The organism is Bacillus sp. FSL R5-0709, from assembly GCF_038004785.1.
Lineage (GTDB): Bacteria > Bacillota > Bacilli > Bacillales > Bacillaceae_G > Bacillus_A > Bacillus_A mycoides.
Genome location: NZ_JBBORT010000001.1, coordinates 4,778,972 through 4,796,528, shown reverse-complemented (window position 1 = coordinate 4,796,528; position 17,557 = coordinate 4,778,972). Strand labels below are relative to the sequence as shown.

The 17,557-nt window shown below is 35.1% G+C and carries 16 protein-coding genes and 1 other annotated feature; of the genes, 7 read left to right on the top strand and 9 right to left on the bottom strand.

Annotation, left to right across the window (positions count from 1 at the left end; genetic code table 11):
- The first annotated feature begins 24 nt into the window (after window positions 1-24).
- The 5 genes from MKX37_RS24810 (at window position 25) to MKX37_RS24790 (ending at window position 4,321) form a co-directional block, all read left to right on the top strand.
- Window positions 25-618: a DedA family protein gene (locus tag MKX37_RS24810; RefSeq protein ID WP_078422086.1), complete on the top strand. Its 594-nt coding sequence runs from the start codon at window positions 25-27 to the stop codon at window positions 616-618.
- 136 nt (window positions 619-754) lie between these two features.
- Window positions 755-1,189 carry a DUF3920 family protein gene (locus tag MKX37_RS24805; protein ID WP_002129830.1) on the top strand — a complete coding sequence of 145 codons (435 nt, stop codon included), beginning with the start codon at window positions 755-757 and terminating at the stop codon, window positions 1,187-1,189.
- Window positions 1,190-1,302: 113 nt separating this feature from the next.
- The gene (locus tag MKX37_RS24800) at window positions 1,303-1,713 is read left to right on the top strand and encodes a MarR family winged helix-turn-helix transcriptional regulator (RefSeq protein ID WP_002129828.1); all 411 of its coding nucleotides are present in this window, start codon (window positions 1,303-1,305) and stop codon (window positions 1,711-1,713) included.
- Window positions 1,714-1,763: 50 nt separating this feature from the next.
- Window positions 1,764-2,462, top strand: a complete 699-nt coding sequence (locus MKX37_RS24795) for a pirin family protein (RefSeq protein ID WP_078422087.1) — start codon at window positions 1,764-1,766, stop codon at window positions 2,460-2,462.
- Window positions 2,463-2,671: 209 nt separating this feature from the next.
- A complete protein-coding gene (locus tag MKX37_RS24790; protein ID WP_002129824.1) occupies window positions 2,672-4,321 on the top strand; it encodes a M4 family metallopeptidase in 1,650 nt (549 codons plus the stop codon).
- A 44-nt stretch (window positions 4,322-4,365) separates the two neighbouring features.
- Here MKX37_RS24790 and MKX37_RS24785 read toward each other — a convergent pair whose 3' ends face one another.
- From MKX37_RS24785 to MKX37_RS24770, 4 genes are all read right to left on the bottom strand, one after another.
- Window positions 4,366-4,683, bottom strand: a complete 318-nt coding sequence (locus MKX37_RS24785) for a metal-sulfur cluster assembly factor (RefSeq protein ID WP_000082522.1) — start codon at window positions 4,681-4,683, stop codon at window positions 4,366-4,368.
- A gap of 120 nt (window positions 4,684-4,803) precedes the next feature.
- Window positions 4,804-6,495 carry a methyl-accepting chemotaxis protein gene (locus MKX37_RS24780; RefSeq protein WP_002129823.1) on the bottom strand — a complete coding sequence of 564 codons (1,692 nt, stop codon included), beginning with the start codon at window positions 6,493-6,495 and terminating at the stop codon, window positions 4,804-4,806.
- Between the two features lie 228 nt (window positions 6,496-6,723).
- The gene (locus tag MKX37_RS24775; protein WP_078422088.1) at window positions 6,724-8,418 is read right to left on the bottom strand and encodes a methyl-accepting chemotaxis protein; all 1,695 of its coding nucleotides are present in this window, start codon (window positions 8,416-8,418) and stop codon (window positions 6,724-6,726) included.
- A gap of 413 nt (window positions 8,419-8,831) precedes the next feature.
- Window positions 8,832-9,659, bottom strand: coding sequence for a class I SAM-dependent methyltransferase (locus MKX37_RS24770; protein ID WP_078422089.1), 828 nt, complete (start codon window positions 9,657-9,659; stop codon window positions 8,832-8,834).
- Between the two features lie 103 nt (window positions 9,660-9,762).
- Window positions 9,763-10,033 (top strand) — a binding site (T-box leader).
- Window positions 10,034-10,083: 50 nt separating this feature from the next.
- Between MKX37_RS24770 and metG the strand changes: the two genes are divergently transcribed.
- Window positions 10,084-11,718 (top strand): methionine--tRNA ligase, encoded by a 1,635-nt coding sequence (gene metG / locus MKX37_RS24765; RefSeq protein WP_002129820.1) that lies wholly within the window; start codon window positions 10,084-10,086, stop codon window positions 11,716-11,718.
- A gap of 195 nt (window positions 11,719-11,913) precedes the next feature.
- Here metG and MKX37_RS24760 read toward each other — a convergent pair whose 3' ends face one another.
- The 5 genes from MKX37_RS24760 to MKX37_RS24740 form a co-directional block, all read right to left on the bottom strand.
- On the bottom strand, window positions 11,914-12,816 hold the full coding sequence (locus MKX37_RS24760; protein WP_002015976.1) for an EamA family transporter: 903 nt from the start codon (window positions 12,814-12,816) through the stop codon (window positions 11,914-11,916).
- 138 nt (window positions 12,817-12,954) lie between these two features.
- Window positions 12,955-14,394 carry a sensor histidine kinase gene (locus tag MKX37_RS24755; RefSeq protein WP_078177973.1) on the bottom strand — a complete coding sequence of 480 codons (1,440 nt, stop codon included), beginning with the start codon at window positions 14,392-14,394 and terminating at the stop codon, window positions 12,955-12,957.
- Window positions 14,372-15,037, bottom strand: a complete 666-nt coding sequence (locus MKX37_RS24750; protein WP_000148832.1) for a response regulator transcription factor — start codon at window positions 15,035-15,037, stop codon at window positions 14,372-14,374. The genes MKX37_RS24755 and MKX37_RS24750 overlap by 23 nt, the downstream gene beginning before the upstream one ends.
- Window positions 15,038-15,401: 364 nt before the next feature.
- Complete coding sequence (locus MKX37_RS24745) at window positions 15,402-15,863, bottom strand: L,D-transpeptidase (protein ID WP_002015973.1); 462 nt, start codon at window positions 15,861-15,863, stop codon at window positions 15,402-15,404.
- Between the two features lie 30 nt (window positions 15,864-15,893).
- Entirely contained in the window at window positions 15,894-16,337 is a 444-nt protein-coding gene (locus MKX37_RS24740) for a DUF3978 family protein (protein ID WP_002034632.1), read from the bottom strand.
- 414 nt (window positions 16,338-16,751) lie between these two features.
- On the opposite strand from MKX37_RS24740, the gene MKX37_RS24735 reads away from it, so the two are divergent.
- Window positions 16,752-17,366 (top strand): DedA family protein, encoded by a 615-nt coding sequence (locus MKX37_RS24735; RefSeq protein ID WP_002129815.1) that lies wholly within the window; start codon window positions 16,752-16,754, stop codon window positions 17,364-17,366.
- The last annotated feature ends 191 nt before the right edge of the window (window positions 17,367-17,557 follow it).

Here is a 17,557-nt window from a genome sequence, read left to right as displayed (position 1 = left end):
GAAAACAGTAAAGAGAGGTAAATGATGTTAGGAGAGTTGATTCATTCAGTTTTAGTTTTTCTAGAAGGACTTGGTTATTGGGGAATTATGCTGGGATTAATGATAGAGGTTATCCCAAGTGAAATCGTATTATCTTATGCAGGTTATTTAGTATCAACAGGAAGCATTACATTTTGGGGGGCTGTCGCGTTCGGTACAATTGGTGGTGTAATCGCACAACTATTCATTTATTGGATCGGTCGATACGGAGGAAGACCTGTTCTTGAGCGATATGGAAAATATATTTTGATTCAGAAGAAACATATTGATTATGCTGAAGCGTGGTTTAATCGTTACGGAACTGGTGTTATTTTTACAGCGCGTTTTATTCCTGTTGTGCGTCATGCTATTTCGATACCAGCGGGTATTGCGAAAATGTCACATGCTAAGTTTATTACGCTAACTACACTAGCTATTATTCCATGGTCAATTGTATTTGTATATTTAGGTTTTAAATTAGGAACAGAGTGGGAAAGTATTAATAAAGTAGCTGGGCCATATGTGAAATACTTTGCACTTGCTGCTATTGTTTGTGCAATTGGTTATTTTATATTAAAAAAAATGATGAAAAAAAAGTGATTACGGAAAAAGAATCTATGCTGACATAGATTCTTTTTTATTGTCATTTTTTAAAGGATGAAAGTGTATGTTTAATATTTACCATATTGTGGCATATATATAGGAAAAGGGAGTTTAGGAAGGGGATTATTGAGAAATGGAACTCCAGTTTCAAAATGTATATCAACAAGTCGAGAATTGGTATGTGTTGGATTCGGAGCTTCCTTGGGATGTCAAAAAGTTGAGAAATGATTTGTTTTCTCTTATTGAAGTAAGTGCAACGCCAGTTATTTTTTGTGATACGTGTGATGCGAATCATGTACTTTTATCATTAGGAGAAGAAGAAGAGGAGTTTTTATTCCCAGTAGGTGGTTTTTATCATAAAGAAAAACAATTAATTTTCGTTTGTATGTGGGAAGAATATGAGCAAGTGCTCAAAACGCTATTGCATGAATTCAGGCATGCGATGCAGCATAAGGACGATGTACTATATGTTGGAAATGAACTATACGAAGAAAGATGGATTGAGAAAGATGCGAGGCGTTTCGCGGAGAGGAAGCTAGATGAATATAAAAATAGAAATTTAATCTGAAGCATAGTGGATAAAAATCACTGTGCTTTTATTTATTGCTAATTAAAAATAAGTAGTTGACCTTTAATAAGTTTAGTTCTAAACTAATAGTATCAAATGAGCGAGGTGATGGAATGAAAGCAGGGGAAAGACTTGGAGTACTATTATGGTTTCGTTTATCACGCTTTTATAATAGAAGTATTCGTGAGACGAATCAGCATTTGAAAAAGTGGAATGTATCTGCCGCTCAGTTTGATGTATTAGTTCAAATTGGAGGAAACGATCGTTTAACGCAGCAAGAACTTGGAAATAAGTTGTTTGTTACGAAAGGAAATGTTACTCAACTTTTAAATAAGATGGAGCAACTAGATTGGATTCAGCGTGAACAAGAAGGTACTACGAAATATATTTCATTAACAGAAAAGGGAAAGGTTCTATATGAAGAAATAGTCCCGCCGCAAGAAACATTTCAAGCAGAGCAATTTGATAAGTTAAATAGAGAAGAACAAAAACAATTATTAGAATTACTGAAGAAGTTGCAGTGATAAAATTAAAAATAAATATCTCGATTTCGAGATAATATGAGGTGAAGGATATGTTTAGAAAAGTTGATCATAAAAATATGGGAAGAGCAAATCACAGTTGGTTAAATACACATTTTCATTTTTCCTTTGCAAATTATTATAATCCAAACAACATGAATTTTGGAGCAGTACGTGTTATGAATGATGATTTAATAGCGCCACAAACTGGTTTTGATATGCATCCGCACCGTGATATGGAGATTATCTCTTACGTTATAGATGGTGAATTAACACATGAAGATAGTATGGGGAACCGCGGGACAATTGAGCGTGGGCATGTTCAATATATGAGTGCAGGTACTGGTGTATTTCACAGTGAGCATAACTTAGGAAGTGAAACATTACGTTTATTGCAAATTTGGATTTTACCAGACCGCGACGGTCATAAACCAAACTATGGTGAGTTTAAATTTGATTGGAGTAAACGTGAAAATGAGTGGTTCCATATGGTATCTCCTTCTGATGGAGATGCACCAATTCATATTCACCAAGATGCAAATTTATATTCTTTATCATTAGAAGCTGGTAAAGAAATTCATTTCCCTGTTAAAGAAGGACGTCAATTGTACATTGTACAAATTGAAGGTAGCAGCGTTGTAAACGGTGAAACACTCGTAATGCGTGATGCAGCGGAGGCTGTAGAAGAATATATTCGCATTCAAGCGAAAGAGAAGTCTCACTATTTAGCAATTGAAATGAAAATGCAATAAAGTGAGGCTTTAATCAGTGGTGGCTTTCCAGCATATAAATAGCGGAATGAAAAGTTATAGGAAAGAGGACATCGTTTTTCGATGGCCTCTTTTTGGTGAGTTTAATTATCAGAAAAAACTTTCTCAATTTTTGAGAGCAGGTATTAGAGAGATTATTCAGAATATTTATAAAGGTGTTAAAAACTTTTAGGGAAATGGGGAGTGTTAGATTGAAAAAGCAAGTAATTTCATCAGCATTAGCATTAACTGTTATCGCAAGTGGGTTTGGGGCATTTGGAGCAACTACGACGAAAGCAGAAGAGCAAAAAATCCAGTATCACCAAGAGTTTAAAACACCAGCTTACATAGGTGAAGAATGGAAAGCGCCGGAAGGACTAGATAAAAAAGAGACGGTCTTTCAATATTTAGAGAGTAAAAAAGATATGTTTAAACTAGCAGGAAATATTGACAAACATTTCAATATCGTTGGTGAAGAAAAAGATGCTGAGTCTGGTACAACACATGTGAAGTTAGTTGAGAAGCATAATAACATTCCTGTGTATGGTTCAGATCAAACAGTTACGCTTGATAAAGAGAACAATGTAAAAGCATTTTTCGGACAAGTTATTCCGAGTTTAGATGATAAAAATATTCCTACATCTGCAAGTATTAGTGCGGAACAAGCAGAAACGATTGCAAAAGCTAATATTGAGAAAGAAATTGGTAAAGTAAAGAATTATGATGGTGTGAAAAAAGATTTATATGTGTATGAAAAAGATGGTCAATACTATCTTGCATATCTTGTAAAAGCGTCGGTTTCGAAACCAGCTCCAGGATATTGGCATTACTTTGTTGATGCAACAAATGGAAATGTTATTGAGAAATATAATGCTGTAGATAACATTACTGGATTTGGTTACGGAGTATTAGGTGCTAGACAATCATTTGAAATTGCTCAAGATACGAAAACAGGAGCGTTCAACTTATTTGATGGTACACGAGGACAAGGTGTCCATACATTTGATGCAGAGAATATGAACGAAGACTGGTTTAATTTATTCTCACAAATTCTTGGATATACAGGAGAAGAAATTGGAAGTAAATCTAAGTTCTTCGAAGATAAAGCGGCAGTTGATGCGCATGTGAATGCAGGAAAAGTATATGATTATTATAAAAAGACATTTAACCGTAACTCTTTCGATGATAAAGGTGCAAAACTTATTTCTGCTGTTCACGTAGGTGAATCTTGGAATAACGCAGCGTGGAACGGTGTACAAATGATGTATGGTGATGGAGATGGTAAGACATTTATTCCATTATCAGCTGGCCTAGACGTTATTGGCCACGAATTAACGCATGCTGTAACTGAACATACAGCAAACCTTGTATATAAAAATGAATCAGGAGCGTTAAATGAATCGTTATCTGATATTATGGGCGTCATGGTTGAGAAGAAGAGCTGGGATTTAGGTGCTGATATTTATACACCTGGTAAACCTGGAGATGCACTTCGTTCTCTAAAGGATCCAGCATCTATTCCAAACCCATTAAAACCAGGTGAAGGTTACCCAGATCACTATAATAAACGTTATACTGGAACAGCTGATAATGGCGGCGTTCATATTAACAGTAGTATTAATAATAAGGCGGCGTATTTAGTGTCTGAGGGCGGCACGCATTACAATGTGAAAGTAACTGGAGTGGGCCGTGAAGCGACAGAAAAAATTTACTATCGTGCTCTTACAAAATATTTAACTGCAAACTCTGATTTCAAAATGATGCGTCAAGCTGCACTTCAATCAGCAGAAGATTTATTCGGTAAAAACTCTAAAGAGGTACAAGCTGTAACGAAAGCTTATGACGCTGTAGGAGTAAAATAATAAGAGAAAAAAGACCTGACTGGATTGTCAGGTCTTTTCCTTATTTAGTCACGAATACCTAATGCGATTTTCGCCATACGCGACATACGTTCTTTTGTCCATGGCGGATTCCATACAACGTTTACTTCTATTTCATTTACTTCAGGTACGTTCGTTGATAATACTTTTTTAACGTCTGATACGATTTGGCCAGCCATTGGACAACCGATAGAAGTCATCGTCATTGTAATGACAGCATTATTATTTTCATCCGCTGTAACGTCATAAACTAATCCGAGATTGATAATATCAACACCTAGCTCAGGGTCAATAACAGCTTCTAAGTTTGCATATAACTTTTCTTCAAATGCTTGTTGTGACATGTGTAGCACCCCCTAAATATTAATGATATCGGTTCTCATTATAACGGATATGCGGGATAAGTGCAGGAAATGAGCTCAAAAAAATATTCCTCCCTGAGAGAGGAATATTTTTTTGAAAAGCTATTCAGTTTTAAAATGAGATACAAGCTGATCTAATTCTTCAACTGTTTGTTTCATTTGTTTTGCAGTGAGAGTCATTTCATTCATCACGATGACTTTCTGTTCAGCAGATTGTGCCGTTGCGGCTGTTTCACTAGATACTTCATTTGAAATAGAAGCGATGTTATTAAGTGAAGCGTTCATTTCTTCAGCGCTTGCAGCCATTTCTTCAGCAGTTGCTGATATGTCTTGCATTTGAGTTGATACTTTATTTACTTGTTCAACAATTGTTGTGAAAGAAGTACCAGCCTCACGAACGACAGTAATGCCTTCAAATGCTTCAGAGCGGCCTTGAGACATCATAGAGCTAGCAGTTTCCGTATCATTTTGAATTTGATGAAGCAATTGGTTAATATCTTTTGCCGCTGTTTTTGATTGTTCCGCAAGTTTACGAACTTCATCAGCTACGACAGCAAATCCTTTTCCTTGTTCACCAGCACGAGCCGCTTCAATAGAAGCATTTAAAGCAAGTAGATTCGTTTGCTCAGCGATATTAGAAATAGATTGTACAGCCGTATCAATATATTTCGTATGGGTGATTAGACGTTCGACTACTTCTGATGTAGCATTTACAGCTTCATGTATCGTTGTCATTTGTGAAACAGATTTTTGGATAACAGTACTTCCGTCGTTAGCGTGTTCATATGTAGCTACAGCAAGTTCGGCTACAGATGAAGCAGATTCAGCGATACGCTGAACACTTATTGCCATATCATCCATCGCAGTCGAGCTTTCTTCCATACTAGAAGTTTGCGATTGAATACTTGAATTTAAGTTGGACATCGAGCTTTGAACTCTTATTGTTGCCTCGCGTGATGTATTAGTCTTTTCTAGCATATTTTCAGAAGCTGTTTGTACTTCTACAGATGTTTTTTGAACACGATTAATGATATGCTGCAAGTTTTCTAACATTTTATTAAATGATGTGGCAATAGCACCGATTTCATCATTGCTATTTACTTGTAGACGGGCTGTTAAGTCGCCTTCTTGAGAGGCTAATTCTTTTAGTTTAGTATCAATTTGTTGAATTGGTTTTACAAGCTTACCAGAGAACCACCATGCAAGAATAATTGCAGTTACAATACAAATAACAAGTGATAAGAAGACAACATATTCAATTCGTAGTGAAGATTGATCGATTTTTTCAATAGATTGTTCACGTAATTTAGCTTGTTCATTAGTGTAATTTGTGAAATCACCGATTACTTTATAAACAGTGCCATTCTCTGTAGAAGCTACTTGTAAAGCTTCTTCCCATTTTTGTTCTTTTGCAAGAGTGAATACTTTCTCTTCAATGAACTTTCTCCAAGTGGATCCTAATTCCATTGTGCTTTTCACGGACTGAGAAGTGTTAGGGTTAGAAAGAAGTTGCCCTTTTGTATCTTCAAGACGTTTACTCATCTCATTAAACTTGTCTAATTCGACTTGATCATGTTGTAGTAAATAACCTCTTAAAGCAGAAAGTTGTACTTGATAAGCGTCTCCGCGCTCTTTCAATTCTGTTGCAAGAGGAGAAATTTCTTTTTGTAATGTTTCAGCTTTATGAGACTGATCCATGGTAAAGAATAAAATAAAAGCTAAGGCGATGCCGAATAAAGCGCAAATCATTCCCATCATGAACATTAGTTTTTTTCGAATGCTAATAAAATTCATATGATAAAAATCCTCCTTGTAAAATCTTAGTATTAGAATTAATTAATTAATGTAAAAAATTGAAAGAAAGCTTTACTCCATCTGGAATAAAGCTTTCTTCTTTCCTTTAGGAATTATAGCAGACAGAATGGGAGATAGAAAGAGATATTTTAGCGTGAAAAAAGAGAGACTCTAAATCGCTCTTTCTAACAATTTAGAGTTCGTAGAAGTATAAATGAAATTTTCATTTTAACTATTTGTTTTGAAATGAGAAACGAGCACTTCAAGTTCTTGCACAATTGTTTTCATTTCTGATGATTTTTTAGCAACGACACTCATTTTGTTTACTTGGTCACCAGCTGAAGTTGCTGTTTTCGATGTTTCGGCAGCAACTTCATTTGAAATAGAAGCGATATTATTTAAAGCTGCATTCATTTCTTCAGAACTTGCGGCCATTTCTTCAGCAGTTGCAGATATTTCTTGTATTTGTGTAGAGAAATTGTTAATGTGATTAACAATTTCTGAGAATGAAGATCCAGCGGTACGAATGACTGTAATTCCTTCAGAAGCTTCTGACTGACCTTGTGTCATCATGTCATTTGCTATTTTTGTGTCCGCTTGAATTTGATGAAGTAAATGGTTAATGTCATTTGCTGCTAGCTGAGATTGTTCAGCAAGTTTTCGTACTTCATCGGCAACAACAGCGAATCCTTTTCCGTGTTCACCAGCACGGGCCGCTTCAATAGAAGCATTTAAAGCGAGCAAATTCGTCTGCTCGGCAATATTAGAAATAGATTGAAGTGCAGTATCAATATGATTCGTATGTGTAATGAGTCGCTCTACCACTTGTGATGTAGCGTTAACAGCTTCGTTAATTGTATGCATTTGTGTAATAGATTTTTCAATGACTTTATTTCCATCATCTGCTTTTTCAGAAGTTGTAACAGCTAGGCTAGCGGCAGAAGAGGCAGCTTGTGCAATGCGCTGAACACTCGTTGCCATATCATCCATTGCGGTTGAACTTTCTTCAATGCTAGAAACTTGTGAACGAATATTGTGCTCAAGAGCATTCATAGTCTCTTTAGTTTTTGCGGTATTTTCCATAGAAGCAGTTGTTTCGATAAACACATTTTCAGAAGCTTCTTTTACACTTGTTGATGTTTGTTGAACTTGCTTTATTATACGCTGTAAGTTAGCAAGCATTTGATTAAAGGAATTTGCGATGTCACCAATTTCATCTTTACTCGTTACGTGTAATCTAGCGGTTAAATCGCCATCTTGAGAAGCTAATTCTTTTAACTTCGCATCAATTTGTCGAATCGGTTTAACGAGTTTACCAGAGAACCACCATGCCAATAGAATAGACGTTAATGTACATGTAATGAGTGAGAAGAAAATAATATATTGAATAAGGGATGAAGAAGACTCTACGTCGGCAATTAATACGTCCCGTTTGTCATTTTCTTCATTTGCATATTTAGTAAAACGACTTAAAAGATCATTTACATAATCTGTTTGAGCAAGAGCAATTTTGGATGCTTCATCCCATTTTCCTTCCCGTGCAAGAGGGAGGACTTCATTATCTACGACGCTGCGCCATTTTGCTCCCATTAAAATGGCCTCTTTCATTCCTTCTGGGAGTTTTTTATCACTTGTTACTTTCTCCCTAGTATCAGCTAGTTTTTTTCCTTCCCGGTTGAATTTATCCAATCCTTTTTGGTCATGTGATAGTAAATATTCTTGTAAACCAGCGACTTGCGCTTGGAACCAATCGCCACGTTCTTTTAAAATCGTTGCTCTTTTCGATACATCATTCTTTAATGTTTCGATTTCACTTGCTTGATTCATCGCGAATGAAAGAATAACAATAAGAGCAATGCTAAATAAGGAAGAAATGCTTAAGAGTGTGAACAGTAGTTTTTTTCGAATGCTAACATATTTCATTGTTACCCCTACCTTTTTAAAAACTATTTATTGTAATTTATAAATATTGAGAACGAAACTAATAAAAACATAATTAAGAAGTTACTAATCTGTTCAATGAAAATTATAGCAGATAATGGAATATGGCATATTAATGTGATTAAATGTTCTTAAAATGTATACATTTGTATATCAAAAAATTCATAAATAAAAATCAGAAATGGTATTGTAATTTGAAATAACATCCTGTATACTTCTAATTAGTTGATAACGATTATCACTATCAACTGAACATTACTCTTCGTTATGTTGGTCATACCCCTTTTTGACGACGTAAGTCAGAGACGAATGTTGAAATATCTTGTGTCCTATTCTACAGAATTATGGTAATCTCCAACCTCAACTTATATGCGTAAGCATGCAAAAAAAGGATCCTATCCGTGAAGGGATCCTTTTTTGCATGTTGTCGCAATTAATGTGTATAGACCTGGTATACGTTCTTCAATTCCTTCGGGTGAAGTAGAAGGGAAAACCCACCTTTGATGAGACCCGTGTTCTTCAACTAGCTTTTCAATTTTAAAACGTTCTTCCGCAAGTGTTGTAACAATTTCTCCTAACGTCCAGCGGCGTATGCTTGTCTTCGGTAATGATTCTTTCTGCGATTCTGTAAGAAGAATGCTATAAGCAACATCATCTTCAATCAATTCTTCATCGAAATAATTTCCATTGGCCCGAAATGATGGATGATCTACACCTAATAATTTAGTGTAAATAGGATGATAGTCACGAAGGATAAGCATTCCATCTTGTTTAAGTAAGTTAGCAATCTTTTGAAAGAGTGGTTTTAAATCTAAAAAGTAATGAAGTACACCAAGTTCCAGCAATACGACATCAAATGATTCGGAAAGATTTACATCCAGTACATCAGAGACGATGTATTGGATAGAGACACCAGCAGCTTCGGCTAGTTCGGTTGCGTATTTTTCATTACTTGCTGAAATGTCTACAACTGTTACATCGGCTCCTAAAAGAGCAAGAGCAACTGCTTTATTTCCTTTTGATCCGAGTAAATTAATAATACGCTTTCCTTTTGGAGATTGTATGTAAGGTAAATAATGATTTACCTCGCGCACGGGATCTTCCATGAGCTTTTTCGCATAATCCTCTGGCGCCCCGTGGCGATTTGTCCAAGCTTCATAAGCAGCTGCGTTCCAGCTTTTTTCATTAATAGTACTTAGTTGTTTTTGATTCAATTTTATCACTCCTTTTGTGAACGTATAGTTATTCGGTGAATGAGTAGGATTTCCTGTTTTTTGAATAAAAGTTTGATTTTTCTGTTGTTAAGTCGTAAAATACGTTTTATACATAAAAGCGTTGAAAAGGAAAAGTAGAATGGAACCATTCTTTCCAGAGAGCTTCGGTAGCTGAGAAGAAGCAAGAATATTCATTTGAACAATGGCCTTTGAGCTTCGTCCTGAACTTATCAAATGATAATAGTAGGCGGCGACGAGAGTTGGTACTCGTTATCAAAACCACAGTATAAGAGCATATAGCTCCGTACTTGTTAAGGTTAGTTATGCGAATGACTGACGAAATAAGGTGGTACCGCGACTGTTTATACAGCCCCGCCCTTATCTTTTTTAAGATAAGGGCGGGGCTTTTTATATTTTAAAGGAGGAATATAAGATGAGTATTTTTATTGGAGGCGCTTGGCCGTATGCAAATGGTTCGTTACACCTTGGACACATTGCTAGTTTGTTACCAGGAGATATTTTAGCACGTTATTACAGGGCAAAAGGTGAGCATGTGTTGTATGTTTCAGGAAGTGATTGTAATGGAACACCGATTACAATTAGAGCAAAGCAAGACGGTGTGACGGTGAAAGAAATTGCTGATAAGTATCACGAAGAGTTTGAGCGATGTTTTCGTAGCCTTGGTTTTACTTATGATTGCTATACACGTACAGATAGCGAGCATCATCATGAAACTGTTCAAAAAGTCTTTTTGCGACTATTAGAAGAAGGTTATATTTATAAAAAAGTAGTTGAACAAGCTTATTGCGAAACGTGTACGCAATTTTTACCGGATCGATATGTAGAAGGTATTTGTCCGCATTGTCATGAAGCAGCAAGGGGCGATCAATGCGATGCTTGTTCCGCTATTTTAGATCCACTCGATTTGTTAGAAAAGAAATGTAAGTTATGTGGTAGTACGCCATCAGTACAGGAAACAGAGCATTTCTATTTTGCATTGCATAAATTTCAGCAGCAAATTAAAGAGGCCGTAGAAATTGCAAAGCAGAAAGGAACATGGCGCGACAATGCAATTCAATTAACAGAGAGATATTTAAAGGAAGGATTACAAGATAGGGCAGTGTCACGTGATTTACCAATTGGGGTACCAATTCCAGTGGCAGGATATGAAGATAAGAAAATTTACGTATGGATTGAAGCAGTGACAGGATATTATTCGGCGAGTAAACACTGGGCTGAAGAAACAGGGAAAGATGATCAAGAGTTTTGGGATAAAGAAGCGAAAACATATTATGTACATGGTAAGGATAATATTCCGTTTCATTCAATCATTTGGCCAGCGGTATTACTTGGAATAGGAGAAGAAGCGATCCCGCGTCATATCGTTTCGAATGAGTATTTAACAGTAGAAAAAAGAAAATTATCGACAAGTAAAAACTGGGCAGTATGGGTGCCTGACATATTAGAACGCTACAATCCCGATTCTATTCGTTACTTTTTAACAGTTAACGCACCAGAAAATCGTGATACTGATTTTTCATGGCGTGAATTTATTTACAGTCATAATAGTGAATTGTTAGGTGCATACGGGAACTTTGTGAACCGGACATTAAAGTTTATTGAAAAATATTATGGTGGTACTGTACCGAAGGGAAGTATTGATGTAGAGCTGAAAGATAAAGTAGAAGGATTATATAAAAGTGTAGGAGAGGCGATTGAACAAACTAAATTTAAGGTGGCACTAGAAACAATATTTGATGCAGTACGCTTTGCAAATAAATACTTTGATGAAAAGCAGCCTTGGAAACAAAGAGAAGACGACCCAGTTTCATGTGAGGAAACAATTTATAATTGTGTTTACCTAATAGCAAACTTTGCACAACTGCTTGAACCATTTTTACCGTTTTCAAGTGAAAGAGTTAGAAATACATTATCGAGTGTTAAAGTAAATTGGGAACCTCAAAATACGTTGCCAAACCGAATTGATAATGTGCAGCCATTATTTGAGCGAATCGATGTAAAACAAATTGAACATGAGGTAGAGAAGTTATATGGAGCGGTAAAGTGAAATATAAGGAAAAGACCTTTCAAATAAATGAAAGGTCTTTTGTTATGCTGTATAACCCTCTTTCTTATCTTTCAAAAAGAAAAGCACAGCAAGGATTACGAGAATAATAGCCGCAATATCATATGTTATTTTGAAGGTAGTAATAAAGTTTAACATATCGTAACTTTATTCACATTTATATACAAGTTGATGTTGTCACGCACTATGCACACGATTATGTTTTTTTTCTTTCCTAGCAGTAAGTAGTTGTGGTGTGAAAATACCGAGTAATATAACCACAATACCAATCCACTGCATTGGCGATACAACTTCATGAACAAGTGTAATAGAAGCGATAATTGCTGTTGGTAATTCAGCTGCACCTAATATTGTACCAAGTCCCGTTCCGACTTTTGGTACCCCAATTGAAAAACAAATGACAGGTATAATAACCCCGAACAGTCCAAGGAAGAAAGCATATTTCCATAGGCCTGCTTGTAAAGCGCCGTCCGTTAAAAAGGTAGGCGGGAAAAATAAGCATACAATAAGAGTAGCACTTGTTGTCATAAGAAAGCTTTTCGTATAAGGCGGAACATCTGTAGCAACGCGCCCGCTTACAAATACATAGAATGAGAAAGAGACGGCAGCTAATAGTCCGAAAATAATACCTTTCGTGGAAAAGTTTTGTCCAAGACCTTCAAATACTCCACCAGCAAACAATGTACCAGTAAATAAAATAATAATAGATATAACTTTCTCACGGCTTGGGAATGTCCGGTTGGCAATCGCTTCGATGACTACACCAATCCAAGTGAACTGAAAGAGTAAAACGACAGCGATAGAGGCTGGCAATTCTTCTACGGAAATAGCATAGAAAATACCTGTCATACTCATTGTTGTGCCGACTGTTAGTAACGAAAAGAATTGTTTTTTTGATACTTTATGACGTGAAAAGAACAGAACGAGTAAAAGTAGTCCAATCCATCCGAAGACATATTGCCCTCCTAGTAGTTGGTGTGCGGAAAATCCGTCGATGAATCCGAGTTTAAAAATAGTTGAAAGTACGCCGTAGCTACAAGCGCCGAATAAAACTAGTAATGAATACTTAAACTTCTCCATAAAAATCCTCCTTTTAAATAATAAAAAACGCCCGCTATCCAAATAAGGATAACGGGCGAACGAAACAGAGTAAGATACTCTACAAAATTCCGCCATTCATACGAAGTATGAATTTGGGGTATGAAATTAGAGTAGGTTTTACATTGCTTTTGGGAATACAATGGAGCATTTTACACCTTGAGGTGTGTTTTGTATTCCATAAGGAAACTGATGTTTATCTAATATTTGTTTTACAATATATAACCCAAGACCACTACCTTGTACTAAGCCATGTTTGTCAGGATTTGCGCGATAGAATGGTTCAAATAAATGGGCAAGTTTATCTTCATCAATTTGAGAACCTGTATTTAATACTTCTAATGCGTAACCGTTTGGCTTTTCATAAAGTTTTATATATACATGCTGATGGTCAATTGTATAATGAATTGCATTTGAAATAATGTTAAAAATAGCAGTTTGCATAAATTTAGGATCAGCTAAAATTTGTACATCTTGTTTAATGTTAGATTGAACATTTAATTGTTTTACAGATACAAAATAATCTACTTTCTTTATAACGTCCTCAATAATATTAGTTAATGAGATAACTTTTAAATTTGGTTTAAATTGAGGGTTTTGTATTTTGGATAATTCTGACACTTTTTCCGTTAATATGTTAATATCTTGCATCATCTCATATGAACGTTTTAAATATTTATCTCTATCTTTATAAGCGCCAATTCCGTGAATCATGCCATCGAGTTGTCCCATAACGGCTGCGATTGGCGTTTTTAATTCATGGGATATCATAGACATAAATTCTTTACGAGATTGTTCTAACTGTTGTTCCTTCTTGAGTTCATTTCTTAAATCTTGATTGCTTTCATGTAAATTTTTCACAATAGTAGGTACTTGTGAGGCAGCTACTTGCAAATTAAAATCTGTTTGATCTATATTTTTGTTAAGTAGCTTTTTATCTGAGAAATCAAGATTCATAATATCTTTTAAAGCATCGCTCATATATCGGAAAGGTTTGGCGATTATTTTTGCGTAGATTAAAGATCCAAGCAGAGATAATGCAAGCATTGTCGCCCCAATATGTGGAGCTAACTGCTGCAACACATCTGTTAACTTTGGATTATCATGTGTATCATTTGCTTTACTTGCTGCATTTTGTGTATGTAAGGCATCATTGTTAGTAACTTGCTTTTCCGCTTCTGTAAGTGAAGACGTTGTGTTACTTTTCCCCGGAATATTTTGTGCATGTTCTTTTGCTTTTGCAGTTTGGCTAGGCTGCAAAAGATGATTGATGGCTGTAGAGAGTGTTTTCATGTCTATTTGAGAAGATTGAAAATTAGAGATGCTACTCTCTGACACAGCTTTATTTTGCTTTGTTTTACTTTGGTCGTTTTGTTTGTCTGATTCCGCTTGTTCCGCAGTTTGCGTTCCAGAAGCTTTCAAACGATCTTTATCGTAATTTGAGGCTAGAAAATAAATAATTTGATAAAGACAAAGTGATAATAGAATACAAAATAATAAGGTTTTGATGAATATATTTTTGGTGATGTTGTCTTTGCTACGATTCGATTTTGTAGCCAATGCCTTTCACCGTTTTAATATAAGGAATTTCTAATTTTTTTCGTAAGTTTTTAATATGTGTATCTATAACCCTCACATCACCATAATGTTCATAGCCCCATACCTTATTCAACAAATCACTTCTTGATAGTACTTTTCCCCGATTTTGCAGTAAAGTATATATAATTTCAAATTCTTTTGTAGTCAATTCAATTTGATTACCATGAACATAAGCGGCATATGCTGTAGAATTTAACATCAATTCATGGAATTGTAGTATAGTTGCAGCTTCTGCTTCCTTTGTTGCTGCCCTTCTTAATACAGCTTCTACACGTTTTATAAATACGGTGTAATGGAACGGTTTTGTAATATAGTCATCAATACCTAACTCAAATCCTTTAATTTCACTTTCTTCATTATGTAAGCCTGTTAACATAATGATTGGTACATCAGATTGTCCTCGCATAATTTTACAAATACTATAGCCATCTATATCTGGTAACATTACATCGAGGAGGACAAGATCGTATGAATTTTTTTGGAAAAGAAGAATGCCTTCTGTTCCAGCACCAACTACATCAACAGTAAAGTTTTGTGCCATTAGAAATTCACGAATAAGTTCTTGTATATCTGGGTTGTCTTCAATCACCAGTATATGCGTCATAGTAACACCTCCTAAATAACGCTTTTTACTGCAATATTCGAATTCGTCATTTTTCGGATGACTCAGATTGTTTATACATATAATAAGCCCCCGCTATAAAATAGTAATGAAAGTAGCAAGGGGGATTGTTTAGTGTCACTGAATAGTTCAGAATTACAGTAGTTCTATTATAGTATGTATTGTAAAATTTATAAAACATTATAACTGTATAATTTTAATATCCATGTTTATCAATGTTACGATGATGTTGAATGCAATCTATTTTTATTATATATGTAAATACAGTTACTTTGCTACTGTAAATGAATAAATAAAATAAGCCAAGACATAAAATTCTTGGCTACACATAAATCTTGTTCTTAGGCTAATTTACAGTGACAGTAGCTTGCTGCTGAACGCGCTCAAATAACCAGTGAATATCATTGTTAAACATACGAATACAACCAAGTGTTGTTGCTTTCCCGATTGCTTGATTATTGTTAGTTCCATGAATCGCATACGTTGTTCCGTAAGTTCCTGCCATATTTAATCCGAGCCAGCGGTCCCCAAGTGGATTACGTGGATCGCCGCCTTTAATTTTTCCTGTATAGTAAGGACGGTTTTTAATTTTATTTACGATTTGAAAAGTACCCTTAGGTGTTGGTGTTGCTGCTTTTCCAGTAGCGACAGTGAAACTTTTTATGAATTTTCCATCTTGATAATAATCCATTTTATTTATTTTTGTGTTTACGATAAGCTGATCTTTCGTCGTAGCTGCTTCTGCAGTAGTGAATGGAAGAGTTAAAAATCCTAATGATAATAGCGCACTTAATAATAGTTTTTTCATTATATTCTCCTTTTACTTATTGTAGTAGTCTTACATACAATGAATTTGTAATCCTCGTAATGCTTGATTGACATTTTCATCTAATGTTTCAAAGAAGGTAGTAATCTTTGTATTACATTTGTTGTTTTTATCGATAAGTAATCTTTCATTTAATAAAAGCTCACCATGTAGTCCAAAACTTTGAACTCGAATATTTAGTTCATCTTCAGTTTCAGAAATAATCGGTAAGAAATAGTGAAAAGCTTTCGTTGGAATGATGTAGCTTTTGCCAATCATGCTTTCTTGATTTGAATTAACCCATTTTCTCGTGACGATCTTAATGTTCTTTTTTGAAACGATAAAAGACAGCGTTGTAGATTTTGTTAAACTTACGTCAAATTCATTTGTTTCACATATTTGTAAATTAAAAACGGTTTCATTTTGATGAGATTCAACATTCGTATTAATAAAATCGTGCATTTTATAAGCTTCCATTTCTTATTCACCCTTTTTTCAATTTCGAAAAGCGACTTATATTTATTCAGTTTAATGTTTAGTCATATATTAGCTAAATTTTTCAACAAATTCCGATATAATCTTACAATACGTATATGAAGCTAATATGAAGTTCATATGAGTTTGTGGTGGTTTTTTATAGAGAACAAAATAAGGTGGTTTTCGAGAGTTAAAAACTGGATGAAAAATGTATATTAATGGATTTCCTTCGCGTGATATATAGTTGTTAGCTTGTTTTTAAATGCTAATAGATATAAGTAAATAGAGAACAAAAAACTTTAGAATGAGCCTTACAAAAATGTAATAAAAATGTAAGCTATTGTGATAGTTATTTCGACAATTTTTTTATACAATAATAGTAACAAGTTGTACGTGAATGAAAGGGGAGATGACATGGAATGGGTTCATGAATTATTTCAGCAATATGGGTATTATGTAGTACTTGTAGGCCTGCTGTTAGAATATATTGCACTTCCGTTTCCGGGAGAGCCAACATTAGCATATGCGGGGTTTTTAGCACAGAAGGGTGATCTAAGTTTACCTATTTTAATTATCCTATCCTTTATTGGGACAAGTGTAGGAATGACGATTCAATACTTTTTAGGTAATAAGCTTGGTATGCCTTTTGTTCAAAAATACGGGAAGTACGTATTTTTAACACAAAGAAAAATTGATTTAACGAGAATGTGGTTCGATAAATATGGATATTTCCTTATCTTTATTGGCTTCTTCATTCCTGGTGTACGTCATTTTACAGGATACTTTGCAGGTATCATTAACTTACCGTTTCGCCGCTTTGCAATTACAATTTATTCAGGTGCTTTATTCTGGGTATCGTTCTTCTTAATTGGCGGCTACTGGTTAGGTGGTAACTTACATGATATTTTCGGATTACTGGGAGATCATATCGGCAAAATCATTTTCGGAGCGATTGTCATTGTAGCAATTACGTTAAGCGTTCGTTTCCGCAAGCAACTAAAACGAGTATTTTTACAAAACGCAAGTTAATATGGAATCCATTCTATGTCAGATTTTAGGGAGGCAGTGCAAAAGCACTGCCTTTTTTATTGTATTTTCCAGTTTGCTTTTATTTTTCCATCGATACCGTAACCGGTGGCTGGTATATAATACGTTCCCGTTCTATTAGGTGAAAGTTCATACGTATCGTCACTTAGTTCGGAAAGGGGTTCATATTTATT